Source organism: Streptomyces sp. NPDC028289 (assembly GCF_055565975.1).
In genome coordinates this window covers 176,921-194,817 of the sequence record NZ_JBVHTI010000010.1, presented here as the reverse complement: position 1 = coordinate 194,817, position 17,897 = coordinate 176,921, and the positions used below count along the sequence as shown (strand labels likewise).

Here is a 17,897-nt window from a genome sequence, read left to right as displayed (position 1 = left end):
TAAGAACGCCGACGTCCTACAGCAGCGCCGCGCGCGGACCGTCCGGCTCCTCCAGCCGGCGCGCCAGCACCGCACGGGCCAGCTCGGAGGACTCGTCGTCGGTGAGCCGGCGGAAACCGCCGTCGGTGATCACGGTGATGATCGGGTAGATCCGGCGGGCGACATCCGGACCACCGGTCGCGGAGTCGTCGTCGGCCGCGTCGTACAGAGCCTGCACCACCAGTGTGGTCGCCTGCTCCTCGGACAGGTCGTCACGGAACAGCTTCTTCATCGCACCGCGCGCGAAGATCGAGCCGGACCCCGTGGCCGCGAAGTGGTGCTCCTCGGAACGGCCGCCCGTCACGTCGTACGAGAAGATCCGCCCCTTCTCCCGGTCCACGTCGAACCCGGCGAACAGCGGGACCACGGCCAGCCCCTGCATGGCCATGCCCAGGTTGGACCTGATCATCGTCGACAGCCGGTTCGCCTTGCCCTCCAGCGACAGCTGGGCGCCCTCGACCTTCTCGAAGTGCTCCAGCTCCAGCTGGAAGAGCTTCACCATCTCCACGGCTAGACCGGCGGTGCCGGCGATACCGACGGCCGAGTACTCGTCCGCCGGGAACACCTTCTCGATGTCCCGCTGCGCGATCACATTGCCCATCGTGGCCCGACGGTCACCGGCGAGCACCACGCCCCCGGGGAACGTCACCGCCACGATCGTCGTCCCGTGCGGCGCCTCGATCACCCCCTGCGTCGGCGGCAACTGCCGCCTGCCGGGCAGCAACTCCGGCTGGTGCTCACCGAGAAAGTCCATGAACGAAGAGGACCCAGGCGTCAGGAAGGCAGCTGGTAGACGCCCGGTGCTACGAGTGTTGGCTTCCACGCGTTTCCTTCCAGGTAGTCGGCGGCTCGGTTGAGCGTCTCGGGGTCGTCCCTCAACAGACCGATGGCCGAATTGCAGTTGAAGCACAGTACGCCTCGGACCCTACCCGTCTTGTGGCAGTGATCCACATGCACGGCGGGGGCGGATAGACAGATACAGCAGACGTCGCCTTGGGAGGCGATCAACTCGTCACGTTCGGATTCGGTGAGCCCGTACTTGCGTCGAAGATGCTCTGCGGGCCCCACCGCTGCCCTACAGGCCTTACAGCGGCTGGCCAGGCCGTTACCCTTTCGGTGCCACTCGCTGTGTGGCTTCGCTTCACCGCACCCGCGGCAACGCTTGTATCCGTCAGGCACGTGTGCGCGGCCGGGCGGTTCCGGGGCTCGGCAGCGGTACCTGGTCCTGCAGCCCCGGCAATGGCGCTGCAACCCATCGAGATTCGACCGCTTGCTGTCGAACGCTGCGTGCGGCTTATGTTCCCCACACCGCACGCAGCGCTTCACACTTTCTTCGTTCGCCACCCGAAACGCCCCCACCACCTTCGATTCGAAGGCTATTCGCCGCCCTTCTGAACGAATGAGCGCACGAAGTCCTCTGCATTCTCCTCGAGGACATCGTCAATCTCGTCCAGAACCGAGTCGACGTCGTCGCTCAGCTTCTCGTGCCGTTCCTTGAGGTCCTCGGAGCCCTGCGACTCTGCCGCCTGCTCCTCGACCTCCTCGGTGGAGTGCGTCGCCTTCTGCTGCCCGCCGCCGGTGTCCTTGGTTGCCATGACACTCACCCCGCTCAGTTCGCCCGACATGGTCGACAGGTCGGCTTTCCTGCCGATCGGTGATGATCAGACCCTACAAGCCGGGTCCGACATCGGCCCCGCAGTTTCTCCAACGTACGGGGGCCACCTCGATGATTCCCGGGCACCGGGGTTTTGACCCCGGCCGCCCGGTGTGCTCCGGGTATCCGTTCAGCCGCCGGAGAGGACCCTGACCAGGTCTTCTGCGGTACGGCAGCGGTCCAGGAGCGCCTTGACGTGATTTCGCGTTCCGCGTAGCGGTTCCAGGGTTGGGACGCGCTGGAGGCTGTCGCGGCCGGGGAGGTCGAAGATGACCGAGTCCCAGCTCGCGGCGGCGACGTCGTCGGCGTACTGCTCCAGGCAGCGGCCGCGGAAGTAGGCCCGGGTGTCCTCTGGCGGGCTGGTGCGGGCGCGTTCCACGTCGGCCTCGTCCAGGAGCCGCTTCATGCGTCCGCGGGCGGCGAGGCGGTTGTAGAGGCCCTTCTCGGCCCGTACGTCGGCGTACTGGAGGTCGAGGAGGTGCAGCTTGGCGGCGTCCCAGTCGAGCTCGTCGCGGCGGCGGTAGCCCTCCATGAGCTCCTTCTTGGCCACCCAGTCAAGTTCGCCGGAGAGACTCATGGGGTCGTTCTCCAGGCGGTTGAGGGTGTCCTCCCAGCGCTGCAGGACGTCGCGGGTCTGGTCGTCGGCGTCGGCGCCGTACCGCTCCTCCACGTATTTGCGCGACAGCTCGTAGTACTCCATCTGGAGCTGGACGGCGGTGAGTGTGCGTCCGCTGCGGAGGGTGACGAGGCGCTTGAGGGTGGGGTCGTGGGAGACCTGGTGGAGGGTGCGTACGGGCTGGTCGACGGCGAGGTCGACGGCGATGAAGCCGTCTTCGATCATCGACAGGACCAGGGCCGTCGTGCCCAGCTTCAGGTAGGTCGAGATCTCCGACAGGTTCGCGTCGCCGATGATCACGTGGAGGCGGCGGTATTTCTCCGCGTCGGCGTGGGGTTCGTCGCGGGTGTTGATGATGGGCCGTTTGAGGGTGGTCTCGAGGCCGACCTCGACCTCGAAGTAGTCGGCGCGCTGGCTGAGCTGGAAGCCGTGTTCGTGGCCGTCCTGGCCGATGCCGACGCGGCCGGCGCCGGTGACGACCTGACGGGAGACGAAGAAGGGGGTGAGGTGGCGCACGATGTCGGAGAAGGGGGTTTCCCGCTTCATCAGGTAGTTCTCGTGCGTGCCGTAGGAGGCGCCCTTGTTGTCGGTGTTGTTCTTGTAGAGGTGGATGGGCTGGGCGCCGGGGAGTGCGGCGGCTCGTTCGGCGGCTTCGGCCATGATGCGTTCGCCGGCCTTGTCCCAGAGGACGGCGTCGCGGGGGTTGGTGACCTCGGGGGCGCTGTATTCGGGGTGTGCGTGGTCGACGTAGAGGCGGGCGCCGTTGGTGAGGATCACGTTGGCGAGGCCGATGTCCTCGTCGGTGAGCTGGCTGGCGTCGGCGGCCTCGCGTGCGAGGTCGAAGCCTCGGGCGTCCCGCAGCGGGTTCTCCTCCTCGAAGTCCCAGCGGGCCCGGCGGGCCCGGTGCATCGCCGCCGCGTAGGCGTTGACGATCTGGGACGAGGTGAGCATGGCATTGGCGTTGGGGTGGCCGGGGACGGAGATTCCGTACTCCGTCTCGATGCCCATTACTCGCCGTACGGTCATGCGGCCCTCCTTGCCCGGCGGAGCCCTCGGTCGTGGGCTGCGCTCGCGTACCGCTGGCGCTCCGGTGCGTGTGCGGTGCCCGTCCCCGCACTGCGCGACTCGGCGGTAGGAAAGAGCCTAGAACGCCTCTGCGCTGGTGGGGAGATCATTTGCGTCATTGCCTTGCTCGCCTCGGTTCCGGTTTTGGCCGGAAAAACAGTCGGCTGCGGGTACCCGGTGAGGGCACCCGCAGCCGCCCTGTGTTTTACAGGTACTGTCCGGTGTTTGCCACCGTGTCGATGGAGCGTCCGGTGTCCGCGCCCTGCTTTCCGGTGATGAGGGTACGGATGTAGACGATCCGTTCGCCCTTCTTTCCGGAGATCCGGGCCCAGTCGTCGGGGTTGGTGGTGTTGGGCAGGTCCTCGTTCTCCTTGAACTCGTCCACGCAGGCCTGGAGGAGGTGGGAGACGCGGAGGCCCTTCTGGTTGTGCTCGAGGAAGTCCTTGATGGCCATCTTCTTGGCGCGTCCGACGATGTTTTCGATCATGGCGCCGGAGTTGAAGTCCTTGAAGTAGAGGACTTCCTTGTCTCCGTTGGCGTAGGTGACTTCCAGGAAGCGGTTTTCCTCGGATTCGGCGTACATGTGTTCCACTGCCGTCTGGATCATGCTTTCGACGGTGGTGGCCTTGCTGCCGCCGTGTTCTCCGAGGTCGTCGGAGTGGAGCGGGAGGCGTTCGGTGAGGTACTTGCCGAAGATGTCCTTGGCTGCCTCGGCGTCGGGACGCTCGATCTTGATCTTCACGTCGAGGCGGCCGGGGCGGAGGATCGCGGGGTCGATCATGTCCTCGCGGTTGGAGGCGCCGATGACGACCACGTTCTGGAGGCCTTCGACACCGTCGATCTCGGCGAGCAGCTGGGGGACGATGGTGTTCTCCACGTCCGAGCTGACGCCGGAGCCGCGGGTTCGGAAGAGGGATTCCATCTCGTCGAAGAAGACGATGACGGGGGTGCCCTCGCTGGCCTTCTCCCGGGCGCGCTGGAAGACGAGGCGGATCTGCCGCTCGGTCTCGCCGACGTACTTGTTCAGGAGCTCGGGGCCCTTGATGTTGAGGAAGAAGCTCTTGCCGGCGGCCTGGCCGGTGACTTCGGCGACCTTTTTGGCCAGCGAGTTGGCGACGGCCTTGGCGATGAGTGTCTTGCCGCATCCGGGGGGCCCGTAGAGCAGGACGCCCTTGGGCGGGCGCAGTTCGTGCTCCTTGAACAGGTCCGGGTAGAGGTACGGGAGCTCGACGGCGTCGCGGATGGCCTCGATCTGGCCGCCGAGACCGCCGATCTGCTCGTAGCCGATGTCGGGGACCTCTTCGAGGACGAGTTCCTCGACCTCGCTCTTGGGAACGATCTCGTAGACGTAGCCGGAGCGGGGTTCGAGCAGCAGGGCGTCGCCGGGGCGGATGTTCACGTCGAGCAGGGGTTCGGCGAGCCGTACCACCCGTTCTTCGTCGGTGTGCCCCAGGACGAGGGCGCGCTCGCCGTCCTCGAGGATCTCCTTGAGGGTGACGATGTCGCCGACGCGCTCGTACTCCATGGCCTCGACCACGTTGAGCGCTTCGTTGAGCATGACTTCCTGGCCGCGCCTGAGGTCGTCCAGGTCAACGCTTGGGCTGACGTTCACCCGCAGTTTGCGGCCGCCGGTGAAGATGTCGGCGGTGCCGTCCTCGTTCGCTGTGAGGAAGACACCGAAGCCGGCCGGCGGCTGTGCGAGTCGGTCGACTTCTTCCTTGAGGGCCACGATCTGGTCGCGGGCCTCGCGGAGGGTGTTCGCGAGTCGCTCGTTCTGGGCGGACACGCCGGCCAGGTTCGTCTGCAGCTCGACGATCCGCTCTTCGAGAATCCTCGTGTGTCGCGGAGAGTCGGCGAGCTTGCGTCGCAGGACGGCGATCTCCTGCTCAAGATAGGCGATCTGCTCGGACGGGTCGTCGGACCCTCGTCCCGGGCGGATGCCGCGGTTCATGTCGTCGTCGTGGGCTGCCACGGTCCTCACCTCCTCCAAGGGGAGCTGGACGCTTCCAGACCCTACCTGGGTGGGTGTCGATTGAAACCCCTAGATCACAAAGACTGTCAAGGTGTGTCGTCGGTCACCCATTGCGTTCTCCCTCGTGCCGGGTGGATACCCACTCAACGCGATTCAGAAGCGGCGTGTTCCAGGCCTGGAGTGGTCAAAACCCTTCGTGACTGACCGGAGTTGTCCGCTCCAGTGCCGGTTCAGGGGTTGTGCCCCGATGGCGGATCTCTTACACAGAGCGACCGGTCGGATGTGGTGCGTGTTCGCGGACACGGGGCGCGGGTTGGCTCAAGTCGATCGGTCAGGTGGCCGGACGCCGCCTTGCCGCGCGGTGCGGGCGCCGTGCGCGCGGGCTGAGGGAGCGGGCGGGGGCGCCCCGGAGGGTGTGCGAGGAGGGTGCGCGGGTGGCTGCGGGCCGGAGGTAGGGTCGAAGTCGTTCAACACCCGCCGGGGCGGGACCGGGTGACCCCCGGGTCCGGCCGTCCGGCGCTTTCGACGGCAGGAGAGATGACCGTGCAGCAGGAGGCCCTGGCCGACGGTGAGGCGCTCGAGGTCTGGATCGACCAGGATCTGTGTACGGGTGACGGGATCTGTGCCCAGTACGCCCCCGAGGTGTTCGAGCTGGACATCGACGGCCTGGCCTATGTGAAGGGCGCGGACGACGAGCTGCTGCAGGCGAAGGGGGCGACGGTGCCGGTGCCGCTGCCGTTGCTCACGGACGTGGTGGATTCGGCGCGGGAGTGTCCGGGCGAGTGCATCCATGTGCGTCGGGTCGCGGACCGTGTCGAGGTGTACGGGCCGGACGCGGAGTGACCTTCCGGCCACTCCGCGTGGCGTGGGCGGCCGGCCCCTCGGGCCGGCTCGGCCGGTGTGGCCGTCAGACGCTGTGGGCGGCGGCGGGGGTGGAGCGGACGAACGCGTGGCCGTTCCACTGCCACTTGGCGTTGGACTTCAGGTCCGGGCAGCAACTGGGCACATTGTCCGAGGAATAGCCGAGCAGGGTGGCGGTGACCGCTCCGCCGCCGACGGCGAAGTCGGTCACGGTGTACCGGTCCTTGGGGTCGACCAGGGTGGCGACGACGCGGGGGCTGGTGGCGCCGGCGGCCTGGGTTAGGACGTAGACGCCGTCGGGCGGGGTGCCCATGGCCGAGTCGCAGTGGACGACCACCACGGTTTCCGGTCTGCCGTCGCCGTCGAGGTCTCCGGAGGCCTTCTTGACGACCAGCTCCTTCACGGGGCCGCAGTCCAGGGGGAAGTCCACGCCGGTGGTGCTGGGCGGCGCGGCGGCCACGGGGGCGGGCTTCGTCGCGGTTCCGGCGGTGGACTGGGCGGCTTTGGCCGAGCCCGGCTGGAAGAGGGACGACAGAGCGACGACGCCGGCCACGGCAGCGGCGGTGGCCAGCCAGTGCATGGGGCGGGTGTCGGTGTGAGCGAGCTCCGGGACCACGGATTGCTGCACTAGGAGTGTCTCCTGTGAGGCCTGTGCCGGTGGGGGGGTGGCCTGCATCGTGCCACACGTCACAGCGGGAGGGAACGGCGGGGGTGGGCTTTCGTGGCTGGTGGGGTGCCGCGCCGCGTCGGCGGCGTCAACGGGTGAGCGCCGCGGCCGAGTTCCCGTGGGGTCCGGGAACTCGGCCGCGGCGCTCGTGCGTTGAAGCGGCGGCGGGGTGGGGCTCAGCGGCCGGCGCCGCCGTCGGCGTTGGGGCCGTCGTAGTCCTCGCCGTAGGCGCCCTTGGCGGGGCGGCGGCGGCGCATGGGCGGCTCGACGCCGTCGGCGAGGCGGCGGGCGGTGAGCAGGAAGCCGGTGTGGCCGATCATCCGGTGGTCGGGGCGGACGGCGAGGCCTTCCACGTGCCAGTTGCGGATCATCGTCTCCCAGGAGGTCGGCTCGTTGAAGCAGCCGATCTCGCGGATGGACTCGACGGTCCGGGCGAGCTGGGTGGTGGTGGCGACGTAGCAGCACAGGATGCCGCCGGGGACGAGGGCCTTGGAGACGGCCTCCAGGCATTCCCAGGGGGCGAGCATGTCGAGGATGACGCGGTCGACGTCGGTGTCCGAGAGGTTGTCCTGGAGGTCGCCCACGGTGAGCTGCCAGGCCGGGTGGGGGCCGCCGAAGTAGCGCTCGACGTTCTGCTGGGCGATCTCGGCGAAGTCCGCACGGCGCTCGTAGCTGTGCAGCATGCCCTGGTCGCCGATGGCGCGCAGCAGGAAGCTGCTGAGCGAGCCGGAGCCGACGCCGGCTTCGACGACGCGGGCGCCGGGGAAGATGTCGGCGAAGGAGAGGATCTGCCCCGCGTCCTTGGGGTAGACGACGGCTGCCCCGCGGGGCATGGACAGGACGTAGTCGGGGAGCAGGGGGCGCAGCGCGAGGTAGGCGACGTTGCCGGTGGTGCGGACAACGCTGCCCTCGGGAGCGCCGATCAGTTCGTCGTGCGGGAAGGAGCCCTTGTGGGTGTGGAAGTTCTTCCCGGCTTCGAGCGTGAACGTGTAGTGGCGACCCTTGGGGTCGGTCAGCTGTACCTGGTCCCCGACCTTGAAGGGCCCGCGCCTGCGGGCGGCACCGGTCGGTTCGGACATGTGAACAGCCTACCGGGCCCTGCGGGCGGCTCGGACCAACAAAGGGCGCCTTCCGTCGTGGGAACGGTGCGGGTGCGTTGTGGTTGCTCGCGCAGTTCCTCCCCCAGCCTTCGGCCGGGGGGACCCCCAGCGCCCCTTACGGGGCGCGTCCGGGCCGGGGTGCTTCCAGGCCGGGGCGTCTCAGGCCGGCCTCGCCATTGCCCTGACGAAGGCGCGTTCGACGTCGGCTGCGGACAGGACGCCGTAGATCTCGCCGGTCTCCTCGACGACCAGGTATTCGGTGGCGGGGGTGGCGCGCAGGACGTCGAGGAGGTCTTCTCCGGCCAGTTCCGCGGAGACGCGCATGCCGTCGGTGAGGTCCTGGGCGAGGCCGCTGACGGCGACCCAGGGGCGGCGGTGTTCCGGTACGCCGACGATCGCGGCCTCGCGGACGAGGGAGAGCGGGTTGCCGTCGGCGTCGACGACGACCAGGGCGCGGGCGCCGGCGGCGTTGGCGCGGCGCAGGGCCTCGGAGAGCGGGGTGTCGGTCTCGACGGGGACGGCGCGGCGGGTGAGGGTGCGGGCGCGCAGTTCCGGGAGGTGTTCGCGGAGGCGGGCCATGCGCAGGCTGTTGCCGGCGCCGGTCCAGATGATCGCGGCGAGGATGGCGGCGAGCAGGGCGTCGGTGACGGCGTCCATGCCGCTGCTGTCGTCGGTGCCGCCGCCGAAGGCGCCCCAGTGGTTGAGCAGGGGGAGGCCGATGAGGACGGAGACGGCGAGGGCGCGGCCGACCCAGGCGGCGGCGACGGTGCCGCTCATGGGCCTGCCGGTGATCTTCCATACGACGGCGCGGAGCATCCGGCCGCCGTCGAGGGGGAGGCCGGGGAGCAGGTTGAAGGCGGCGACGATGAGGTTGGAGACCATCAGGCCGGCCAGCAGGACGCCGGGGACGGTGCCGGGCTCGACGGGCTGCATGGCGAGGTAGAAGAGGCCGGAGAGGACGAGGGAGAGCAGCGGGCCGACGAAGGCCAGCACGAATTCGCGTCCGGGGGTCTCCGCCTCCTTCTCGATCTCCGAGACGCCGCCGAAGAACTGGAGCTGGATGCGGCGGACGGGGAGTTTGAAGCGGATCGCGGCGACCGTGTGGGCGAGTTCGTGGATCAGGACGGAGGCGTAGAAGGCGATGGCGAAGAAGAGGGAGACGAGGTAGCGGGCGGCGCCGAGTTCGGGCAGTACGCGGTCGAGCTGGCCGCCGAAGACCCAGGTGATCAGCGCGGCGACGACGAACCAGCTGGGGGCGACGTACACGGGGACGCCGAAGGGGCGGCCCATGAGCAGTCCGCCGCCGGGTTCCTTGGGCCGCTGCGGCGGCTGTCCCTTGGCCATGCCGGCCGCACCGGGCTGCGCGGGGGCCGGTCGGGGTTCTTCGGGTTCGGGGGTCGCGTCGGTGTGCGGTGCGGGGGCGGGTTCCGGTGCCCCGGTGGTCTCCGGTTTCTCCGGTGCCGGCGTCGTCTGCGGCTCGTCCGGCTTCTCCGGTGTCTGCGGGGCCGGGGGCGCGGGCTCCTCGCCGGTCGTCTGCTGCGCCGGTTCGGCGTTGTCCGACCGGGGCTGCCCGCTGCCGCCGCTCACGTCCACGGTGTCCCCTCGTTAGATGCGTCTTCTCCGGTCGATGGTATGCGGCCGTCGTGGCGTGTTCCGCCCCGGCACCCCCTGTGTTGGCCGGGCCGTGGTGCGGGTTGGGTGACTGTCAGTGGCGGGCCGTATGGTCTGTGGTCATGGACAGCAGCATCGGGGACGCCGCGCGGGATCGGGGCGCGGTCGTCGCGCAGGGGGAAGAGCCGGTCACCGGGGTGGCGGGGAAGGCGGCGGCGCCGCCCGCCTCGCTGTCGCCCTCGCGGGCCAGTGACTTCATGCAGTGTCCGTTGCTGTACCGGTTCCGGGTGATCGACCGGCTGCCGGAGAAGCCGAGCGAGGCGGCGACGCGGGGGACGCTGGTGCACGCGGTTCTGGAGCGGCTCTTCGACGCGCCCGCGGTGGAGCGGACGGCGCCGCGGGCCAAGTCGCTGATCCCGGGGCAGTGGGACCGGCTGCGGGAGTCCAGGCCGGAGCTCGGGGAGTTGTTCGCGGAGGATCCGCGGGGCGAGCGGCTGGCGCGCTGGCTGGGTGAGGCGGAGCAGCTGGTCGAGCGCTGGTTCACGCTGGAGGATCCGGTCCGGCTGGAGCCCGTGGAGCGGGAGCTGTTCGTGGAGACGGAGCTGGAGTCGGGGCTGCGGCTGCGCGGGATCATCGACCGGGTCGACGTGGCCGCGACGGGTGAGGTGCGGATCGTCGACTACAAGACGGGCAAGGCACCGCGGCCGGAGTACGCCGAGGGTGCGCTGTTCCAGATGAAGTTCTACGCGCTGGTGGTGTGGCGGCTGAAGAACGTGGTGCCGAGGCGGCTGCAGCTGGTCTATCTCGGCAGCGGTGACGTGCTGACGTACGACCCGGTCCTCGCCGATCTCCAGCGGGTGGAACGCAAGCTGCTCGCGCTGTGGGAGGCGATCCGGGAGGCGACGGAGTCGGGTGAGTGGCGGCCGCGTCCGACGAAGCTGTGCGGCTGGTGCGACCACCAGGCGCACTGCCCGGAGTTCGGCGGTACTCCCCCGCCGTATCCGCTGCCGGTGAGGTCGGCCGGGTCCGGGGGCGTGGCGCAGGGCAGAATGGGCGCGGACTAGCAGAAGGAGACTCACCGTGGCCATCCGCGTCCTACTGGTCGACGACCAGCCGCTGCTGCGTACCGGGTTCCGGATGATTCTGGAGGCCGAGCAGGACATCGCGGTCGTGGGCGAGGCCGGAGACGGCCTGCAGGCACTCGACCAGGTGCGCGCCCTCCAGCCCGACGTCGTGCTGATGGACATCCGGATGCCGCGGATGGACGGCGTGGAGGCGACCCGGCAGATCACCGGCCCCGGCCGGGACGGCCCGGCGAAGGTGCTGGTGCTGACCACGTTCGATCTGGACGAGTACGTGGTGGAGGCGCTGCGCGCGGGGGCCAGCGGCTTCCTGCTGAAGGACGCGCCGGCCAACGAGCTGGTGCAGGCGATCCGGGTGGTGGCGAACGGCGAGGCGATGCTGGCGCCGAGCATCACGCGCCGGCTGCTGGACAAGTACGCGACGCATCTGCCGTCCGGTGAGGAGCCGGTGCCGGACACCCTGCACACCCTCACCGACCGTGAGGTGGAGGTGCTGAAGCTGGTGGCGCGCGGGCTGTCGAACGCGGAGATCGCGGCCGACCTGTTCGTCAGCGAGACCACGGTGAAGACGCATGTGGGGCATGTGCTGACCAAGCTGGGGCTGCGGGACCGGGTGCAGGCCGCGGTGTACGCGTACGAGAGTGGCCTGGTGCGCCCGGGCGCGCAGTAGGCGGGCGGTACGACGGGAAGGGCGCCCTGCTCGTGGAGCGGGGCGCCCTTCCTGTCGTACGACCGGGTGTCAGCTGCTGGAGCCGCGGCCGAGCTCCCACAGCTGGAGGCTGGCGGAGGAGTTGAGGGCGTAGGCGACGCCCGTGATGTCGCTGCGGGCGGCGACGTACTGCTTGCCCTGCCACAGGGGCAGCACCGGGACGTCGTTGGCGACGTCGTCCTGGATCTCGGTCAGGCTGCCGGTGGCGCTGGCGCGGTCGGCCTCGCGGCGGGATTCGGGGATCAGGGTGTTGATGATCCGGTTGTTGAGGTAGGGCGACTTGAGGAAGTTGTCCTTGTCGAGGAACGGCGCGAGGAAGTTGTCGGCGTCGGGGAAGTCGGGGAACCAGCCCATGCCGTAGACGTCGTAGTCGCCCTTGCGCTCGTTGGTCTGGTAGGACGACCAGGGGGTGCCCTCGATGCTGACGTCGAACAGGCCGCTGTCGTTGAGCTGCTGCTTGAGGACCTCGAACTCCTGCTTGGTGGCCGGACCGTAGTGGTCGGTCGTGTAGTGCAGGGTGAGCTTCACCGGGGTGGTGATGTTCGCCGCGGTCAGCAGGCTCTTGGCCTTGGTGACGCTGGGGTCGCCGTACTTGTTGAAGAACGAGTTGGAGTGGCCGGTGATGGAGGCCGGGACCAGCGAGTACAGCGGCTCGGCCTGGGAGCCGTACACCTTGGCGACGAGTTCGTCGCGGTTGATGACCTGGGCCATGGCCTGGCGGACGGCCTTGGCCTTGACGGTCGGCGCGTCGGTGTTGAAGCCGAGGTAGCGGATCTCCAGGCCGGACATCTCGACGAGGTCGACGTTCTTGTCGGTGCCGGCGTCGAGCTTGTTGATCTGGGCCGGCGACATGGTGCGGGTCATGACGTCGATGTCGCCCTTGTCGATCGCCTCGCCCATGGCGTCGGCGTCCTTGTACGAGCGCAGGACGACCTGCTCGTTGTTCACCTTCACGCTGCCCTTGTAGTTCGGGTTCTTGGTGAAGGTGGCGGAGACGAGTTCGTCGTTCTTGACGTCGGCCTTGAAGGTGTAGGGGCCGGAGCCGTCGATGTCGAAGCCGTCGCGGAGCTTGTCCTTCTCGTAGTCCTTCGGGTTCACGATGCCCGCGACCGGAGTGGACAGCTTGTACGGGAAGGTGGCGTCGGCGGTCTTGAGGTGGAAGATGACCTCGCGGTCGCCCTGGGTCTCGATGGTGTCGATGTTCGAGAGGAGGGCATAGACGCCGGTGTCCGACTTGATGCGCAGGGCGCGCTCGATGGACCACTTGACGTCCTCGGCGGTGACGGCGTTGCCGTCGGAGAACTTCAGGCCCTCGCGCAGCTTGCAGGCGTAGCGCTCGCTGCCGCTGTCGGTGAAGGAGCAGCTCTCTGCGGCGTCGGGAACCGGGTCGCCCTCGCCCTTGGGCTGGGACATGAGGGTCTGCACGGTCTGGCGCAGGATGTTCCAGCCGCCGACGTCGTAGGAGTACGCGGGGTCGATCGGCGCGGGGGCGTCCTTCGTGGCAGTGAACCCGTCGGTGGTGCCGACGACGATCGCGTCGCTGCTGCTGCTCCCACTGTCGGACCCACCGCACGCGGCGAGCACCGGAGTGAGCAGGCCGACCACGGCCGGCAGCACCAAAGTCTTACGGTTCATGCTCGAAGTTCTCCAGAGCTGTTCGTGTCCGTGTATCCCGCATACATGGGGTGTCGAAGCGGATCACGGGGGTTACGGCGATGTTCTCGCGACGAGATTAGTCCGCGGCCGCAGGACGGTTGGCAGCGGCGTGAGTTGAGGGGCCATCACGCAGGGGAACCGGTTGTGGACGGACCGAAAACCCGACAGCGGCAGGATTAGTGCAGCGTCTCCCCAATCGGGACACAAGGTCACCCCGTTCCCCCCCGAACGGGGGTGGGCTGCACAGTCGGGCAACGTTGTCGAGCGTCCTGCACGTGAGGAACGTCACACGTGCATTTATGTGATGGGCTATCGGAATTCAGCCGGTTGAACAGTTGCGAATTCCGTTGAATGACAGGCGCCGGGATTTCGTCCAATGGACTTTGTACGCTGGGTGAACGGCTAGCCCATTTCCGTCATCAGGCCGCGCAGAAAAGCCAGGTCGACCTCTTCCAGGGAGGTCACCACGGTACGCCGTGCGGCCGGGGCGATCGGCGCGACCGACGGGACGGCGACGACCTGGCAGCCGGCCGCCTCGGCGGCGGCGACGCCGGTCGCGGTGTCCTCGACGACCGCGCATCGGGCCGGGTCCACCCCCAGCCCGGCGGCGGCGAGCAGGTACGGGTCCGGGTAGGGCTTGGTGCGCGAGACCTCGTCGCCGGCGACGGACAGGCTGAAGTGCTGGGGGCCCAGCGAGGTCAGGACACGGTCGATGATGCGCCGGTGCGAGGCGGAGACCAGGGCGGTGGGGATCTGCTGCTCGTACAGCTCGGCGAGCAGCCGCTGTGCGCCCGGCATCAGCGGCAGGGCGGTGCCGATGCGCGCCTCGAAGCCCTCGTTGAGCAGCACGCTGACCTCGGCGAGCGTGATGGCGGCGCCGGTGGCCTCGATGAGGAACCCGGCGCTGCGGGTCATGGGGCCGCCGACCACGACATGGCGCCAGGAGTCGTCGAGGGTGTGGCCGAGGCGGGCGAAGATCTCGACCTCGACGTCCCACCAGAAGCCCTCGGTGTCCACCAGGGTGCCGTCCATGTCGAGGAGCACCGCCTGGAGGGCCGAGCCTTCCGCCGTACGGGTTCCGAGCGCGGGGACCGTGCTGGTCAATCCACACACCTCCTTGAGGGACGACCAGGCCGGTTCCCATGCGGGGAACCGGCCTGCTGTGGACCGACCAGTGTACGACTTATCCGATCAGTGTGCTGTGTGGCACGCGTCTCGGCGTGCCACACGGCTCACCGGGCGTTGAAGTACTTCGCCTCCGGGTGGTGGATCACGATGGCGTCCGTGGACTGCTCGGGGTGCAGCTGGAACTCCTCGGACAGGTGGACGCCGATCCGCTCGGGCCGGAGCAGGTCGGCGATCTTGGCGCGGTCCTCCAGGTCGGGGCAGGCGCCGTAGCCGAGGGAGAAGCGGGCGCCCCGGTACTTCAGGGCGAACATGTCCTCGACGTCGGCCGGATCCTCGCCGGCGAAGCCGAGTTCGGAGCGCACGCGTGCGTGCCAGTACTCGGCGAGGGCCTCGGCCAGCTGGACGGACAGGCCGTGCAGTTCGAGGTAGTCGCGGTAGGAGTTGGCCTCGAACAGCTTGGCGGTCTGCTCGCCGATGCGGGAGCCGACGGTGACGACCTGGAGGCCGACCACGTCCGTCTCGCCGGACTCCTCCGGACGGAAGAAGTCGGCGAGGCAGAGCCGGCGGCCGCGGCGCTGGCGCGGGAAGGTGAACCGGGTGCGCTCGTTGCCCTGTTCGTCCAGGATGATCAGGTCGTCGTCCTTGGAGACGCAGGGGAAGTAGCCGTAGACGACGGCGGCTTCGAGCAGGTTCTCCGTCTGGAGCTTGTCGAGGAGGCCGCGCAGCCGGGGCCGGCCCTCGGTCTCGACGAGTTCCTCGTACGACGGTCCCTCGCCGGTGCGGGCCTGCTTGAGGCCCCACTGGCCCTTGAAGAGGGCGCCCTCGTCGAGCCAGCTGGCGTACTCCTTGAGCTGGATGCCCTTGATGACGCGGGTGTCCCAGAACGGCGGGGTGGGCACCGGGTTGTCGACGGCGACGTCGGAGCGGACATGGCCCTCCTCCGGCCGCTCCTCGACCTCGACGGCGGCCGCCTGCCGGACCCGGCGCTGCTTCAGTTCCGGCAGGACGGCGCCGGGCAGGCCGCGCTTGACGCCGATGAGGGCGTCCATGAGGCGCAGGCCCTCGAAGGCGTCGCGGGCGTAGCGGACCTCGCCCTCGTAGAGCTCGTGCAGGTCCTGCTCGACGTAGGCACGGGTGAGGGCGGCGCCGCCGAGGATGACCGGGTAGGTGGCGGCGAGGCCGCGCTGATTGAGCTCCTCCAGGTTCTCCTTCATGATCACCGTGGACTTGACGAGCAGGCCGGACATGCCGATGACGTCGGCCCTGTGCTCGTCGGCGGCCTCCAGGATCGCGGAGACGGGCTGCTTGATGCCGAGGTTGACGACGTTGTAGCCGTTGTTGGACAGGATGATGTCGACGAGGTTCTTGCCGATGTCGTGGACGTCGCCGCGCACGGTGGCGAGCACGATGGTGCCCTTGCCCTCGGCGTCCGACTTCTCCATGTGCGGTTCGAGGTGGGCGACCGCGGCCTTCATGACCTCGGCGGACTGGAGGACGAACGGCAGCTGCATCTGGCCGGAGCCGAACAGCTCGCCGACGACCTTCATGCCGTCCAGGAGGGTCTCGTTGACGATGTCCAGGGCGGCGCGGGTCTGGAGCGCCTCGTCGAGGTCGGCTTCGAGACCGTTCTTCTCGCCGTCGATGATGCGGCGCTTGAGGCGCTCCTCCAGCGGGAGGGCGGCCAGTTCCTCGGCCTTGCCGGCCTTCAGGGACTTGGCGGTGGCGCCCTCGAAGAGCTGCATGAGCTTCTGGAGCGGGTCGTAGCCCTCGGCGCGGCGGTCGTGGATGAGGTCGAGGGCGGTCTGCACCTCCTCCTCGCTGAACCGGGCGATCGGCAGGATCTTGCTGGCGTGCACGATCGCCGAGTCCAGGCCCGCCCTGACGCATTCGTCGAGGAAGACGGAGTTCAGCAGGATGCGGGCGGCCGGGTTGAGGCCGAAGGAGATGTTGGACAGGCCGAGGGTGGTCTGGACGTCCGGGTGGCGGCGCTTGAGCTCGCGGATCGCCTCGATGGTGGCGATGCCGTCCTTGCGGGACTCCTCCTGGCCGGTGCAGATCGTGAAGGTCAGGGTGTCGATGAGGATGTCCGACTCGTGGATGCCCCAGTTCCCGGTGAGGTCGTCGATGAGCCGTTCGGCGATCTCGACCTTCTTCTCGGGGGTGCGGGCCTGGCCCTCCTCGTCGATGGTCAACGCGATCAGCGCCGCGCCGTGCTCGCGGGCGAGCTCGGTGACCTTCGCGAAGCGGGACTCCGGGCCGTCGCCGTCCTCGTAGTTGACGGAGTTGATGACCGCGCGGCCGCCGAGCTTCTCCAGACCGGCCCGGATGACCTCGACCTCGGTGGAGTCGAGGACGATCGGCAGGGTGGAGGCGGTGGCGAAGCGGCCGGCCAGTTCCTCCATGTCGGCGACGCCGTCCCGGCCGACGTAGTCCACGCAGAGGTCCAGCATGTGGGCGCCCTCGCGGATCTGCTCGCGGGCCATCTCCACACAGTCGTCCCAGCGAGCCGCCAGCATGGCCTCGCGGAACTTCTTGGAGCCGTTGGCGTTGGTGCGCTCGCCGATGGCCAGGTAGGAGGTGTCCTGGCGGAACGGGACCGTCTGGTAGAGGGAGGCGGCGCCGGGCTCGGGGCGCGGGCTGCGCTCGGGCGGGGTGACGCCCCGGACCTTCTCCACGACCTGGCGCAGGTGCTCGGGCGTGGTGCCGCAGCAGCCGCCGATGAGGGAGAGGCCGTAGTCGCGGACGAAGTTGTCCTGGGCCTCGGCCAGGCCCTCCGGGCCGAGCGGGAAGTGGGCGCCGTCCTTGGTGAGGACCGGCAGTCCGGCGTTCGGCATGCACAGCAGCGGGATGCGGGAATGCCGGGTGAGGTAGCGCAGGTGCTCGCTCATCTCGGCGGGGCCGGTCGAGCAGTTCAGGCCGATCATGTCGATGCCGAGCGGCTCCAGGGCGGTGAGCGCGGCACCGATCTCGGAGCCGAGCAGCATGGTGCCGGTGGTCTCGAAGGCCATGGAGACCAGGAGCGGGACCTCGGTACCGAGGGCTTCCATGGCGCGGCGGGCGCCGAGGACGGAGGCCTTGGTCTGCAGGAGGTCCTGGGTGGTCTCGACGATCAGGGCGTCGGCACCGCCGGTGAGCAGGCCCTCGGCGTTCTGCTGGAAGCCGTCGCGGATGGTGGCGTACGGCACGTGGCCGAGGGTGGGCAGCTTGGTGCCGGGGCCGATGGAGCCGAGGACCCAACGCTGCCGGCCGTCCCGTGCGGTGTAGCCGTCGGCGACCTCGCGGGCGATGCGGGCACCGGACTCGGAGAGCTCGTGGACGCGGTCGGCGATGTCGTACTCGGCCATCGCGGCGTGGTTGGCCCCGAAGGTGTTGGTCTCGACGCAGTCCACGCCGACGTCGAAGTACGCCTCGTGGACCGAGCGGACGATGTCGGGGCGGGTGAGGTTGAGGATCTCGTTGCAGCCCTCGAGATTCTCGAAGTCCTCCAGGGTGGGGTCCTGCGCCTGGAGCATGGTGCCCATGGCTCCGTCGGCGACCACCACGCGTGTGGCGAGCGCCTCCCGGAGCGCGGACACCCGGGTCCGGCTGTCGGCGGAAGGGGACGGCGGCAACGAGGCCATGAAGGGCTCCCTTGGATGCGACGGCTGTCGGCTATGCGGTTTCCCCGGGTGGACCCGGCTATGGACGCACGGCGCCAGCGTAACCGGGAGTGGGCTTGGATGGGCAGGGCGTCCATG

At 69.0% G+C, this 17,897-nt stretch carries 14 protein-coding genes; 3 read left to right on the top strand and 11 right to left on the bottom strand.

The genetic code is table 11. The features are described 5' to 3' along the window. Positions 1-16 precede the first annotated feature (16 nt). The 5 genes from prcB to arc all read right to left on the bottom strand — a co-directional run bounded on the left by prcB (position 17) and on the right by arc (position 5,346). A complete protein-coding gene (prcB, locus tag ACZ4UV_RS43300; RefSeq protein WP_451017783.1) occupies positions 17-862 on the bottom strand; it encodes a proteasome subunit beta in 846 nt (281 codons plus the stop codon). Continuing rightward, complete coding sequence (locus ACZ4UV_RS43295; protein ID WP_351490207.1) at positions 814-1,107, bottom strand: endonuclease VII domain-containing protein; 294 nt, start codon at positions 1,105-1,107, stop codon at positions 814-816. Before ACZ4UV_RS43295 ends, prcB begins: the two co-directional genes overlap by 49 nt. 308 nt (positions 1,108-1,415) lie before the next feature. Beyond that, positions 1,416-1,634, bottom strand: coding sequence for a ubiquitin-like protein Pup (locus ACZ4UV_RS43290; protein ID WP_234531430.1), 219 nt, complete (start codon positions 1,632-1,634; stop codon positions 1,416-1,418). 189 nt (positions 1,635-1,823) lie between these two features. Beyond that, entirely contained in the window at positions 1,824-3,335 is a 1,512-nt protein-coding gene (dop, locus tag ACZ4UV_RS43285) for a depupylase/deamidase Dop (protein ID WP_351490205.1), read from the bottom strand. 244 nt (positions 3,336-3,579) lie between these two features. Continuing rightward, a complete protein-coding gene (gene arc, locus ACZ4UV_RS43280; protein WP_294002788.1) occupies positions 3,580-5,346 on the bottom strand; it encodes a proteasome ATPase in 1,767 nt (588 codons plus the stop codon). A gap of 537 nt (positions 5,347-5,883) precedes the next feature. Between arc and ACZ4UV_RS43275 the strand changes: the two genes are divergently transcribed. Continuing rightward, on the top strand, positions 5,884-6,189 hold the full coding sequence (locus ACZ4UV_RS43275) for a ferredoxin (RefSeq protein WP_390046195.1): 306 nt from the start codon (positions 5,884-5,886) through the stop codon (positions 6,187-6,189). A 64-nt stretch (positions 6,190-6,253) separates the two neighbouring features. Here the strand turns inward: ACZ4UV_RS43275 and ACZ4UV_RS43270 are convergent, their stop codons facing one another. The 3 genes from ACZ4UV_RS43270 to ACZ4UV_RS43260 form a co-directional block, all read right to left on the bottom strand. After that, entirely contained in the window at positions 6,254-6,835 is a 582-nt protein-coding gene (locus ACZ4UV_RS43270; RefSeq protein WP_451017785.1) for a hypothetical protein, read from the bottom strand. A gap of 215 nt (positions 6,836-7,050) precedes the next feature. Further along, complete coding sequence (locus tag ACZ4UV_RS43265; protein WP_089103073.1) at positions 7,051-7,953, bottom strand: tRNA (adenine-N1)-methyltransferase; 903 nt, start codon at positions 7,951-7,953, stop codon at positions 7,051-7,053. A 180-nt stretch (positions 7,954-8,133) separates the two neighbouring features. Next, the gene (locus tag ACZ4UV_RS43260; RefSeq protein ID WP_451017787.1) at positions 8,134-9,567 is read right to left on the bottom strand and encodes a site-2 protease family protein; all 1,434 of its coding nucleotides are present in this window, start codon (positions 9,565-9,567) and stop codon (positions 8,134-8,136) included. A gap of 140 nt (positions 9,568-9,707) precedes the next feature. Here ACZ4UV_RS43260 and ACZ4UV_RS43255 point away from each other — a divergent pair, with 140 nt between their 5' ends. Continuing rightward, on the top strand, positions 9,708-10,649 hold the full coding sequence (locus ACZ4UV_RS43255; protein ID WP_351490194.1) for a RecB family exonuclease: 942 nt from the start codon (positions 9,708-9,710) through the stop codon (positions 10,647-10,649). Positions 10,650-10,665: 16 nt separating this feature from the next. After that, positions 10,666-11,337 carry a response regulator gene (locus tag ACZ4UV_RS43250; RefSeq protein ID WP_030608351.1) on the top strand — a complete coding sequence of 224 codons (672 nt, stop codon included), beginning with the start codon at positions 10,666-10,668 and terminating at the stop codon, positions 11,335-11,337. A 69-nt stretch (positions 11,338-11,406) separates the two neighbouring features. On the opposite strand, the gene ACZ4UV_RS43245 is transcribed toward ACZ4UV_RS43250, so the two are convergent. The 3 genes from ACZ4UV_RS43245 to metH form a co-directional block, all read right to left on the bottom strand. After that, positions 11,407-13,011, bottom strand: coding sequence for an ABC transporter substrate-binding protein (locus ACZ4UV_RS43245; protein ID WP_390046188.1), 1,605 nt, complete (start codon positions 13,009-13,011; stop codon positions 11,407-11,409). A 423-nt stretch (positions 13,012-13,434) separates the two neighbouring features. After that, entirely contained in the window at positions 13,435-14,136 is a 702-nt protein-coding gene (locus tag ACZ4UV_RS43240; protein ID WP_451017789.1) for an HAD family hydrolase, read from the bottom strand. A gap of 128 nt (positions 14,137-14,264) precedes the next feature. Next, the gene (gene metH, locus ACZ4UV_RS43235) at positions 14,265-17,780 is read right to left on the bottom strand and encodes a methionine synthase (protein WP_451017790.1); all 3,516 of its coding nucleotides are present in this window, start codon (positions 17,778-17,780) and stop codon (positions 14,265-14,267) included. Positions 17,781-17,897 lie beyond the last annotated feature (117 nt).

Coding starts and splice junctions, on each gene's coding strand:
- ACZ4UV_RS43290 (WP_234531430.1), bottom strand. CDS start 1,634: ATGGCAACCAAGGACACCGGCGGCGGGCAGCAGAAGGCGACGCACTCC.
- dop (WP_351490205.1), bottom strand. CDS start 3,335: ATGACCGTACGGCGAGTAATGGGCATCGAGACGGAGTACGGAATCTCC.
- ACZ4UV_RS43275 (WP_390046195.1), top strand. CDS start 5,884: ATGACCGTGCAGCAGGAGGCCCTGGCCGACGGTGAGGCGCTCGAGGTC.
- ACZ4UV_RS43265 (WP_089103073.1), bottom strand. CDS start 7,953: ATGTCCGAACCGACCGGTGCCGCCCGCAGGCGCGGGCCCTTCAAGGTC.
- ACZ4UV_RS43255 (WP_351490194.1), top strand. CDS start 9,708: ATGGACAGCAGCATCGGGGACGCCGCGCGGGATCGGGGCGCGGTCGTC.
- ACZ4UV_RS43245 (WP_390046188.1), bottom strand. CDS start 13,011: ATGAACCGTAAGACTTTGGTGCTGCCGGCCGTGGTCGGCCTGCTCACT.
- metH (WP_451017790.1), bottom strand. CDS start 17,780: ATGGCCTCGTTGCCGCCGTCCCCTTCCGCCGACAGCCGGACCCGGGTG.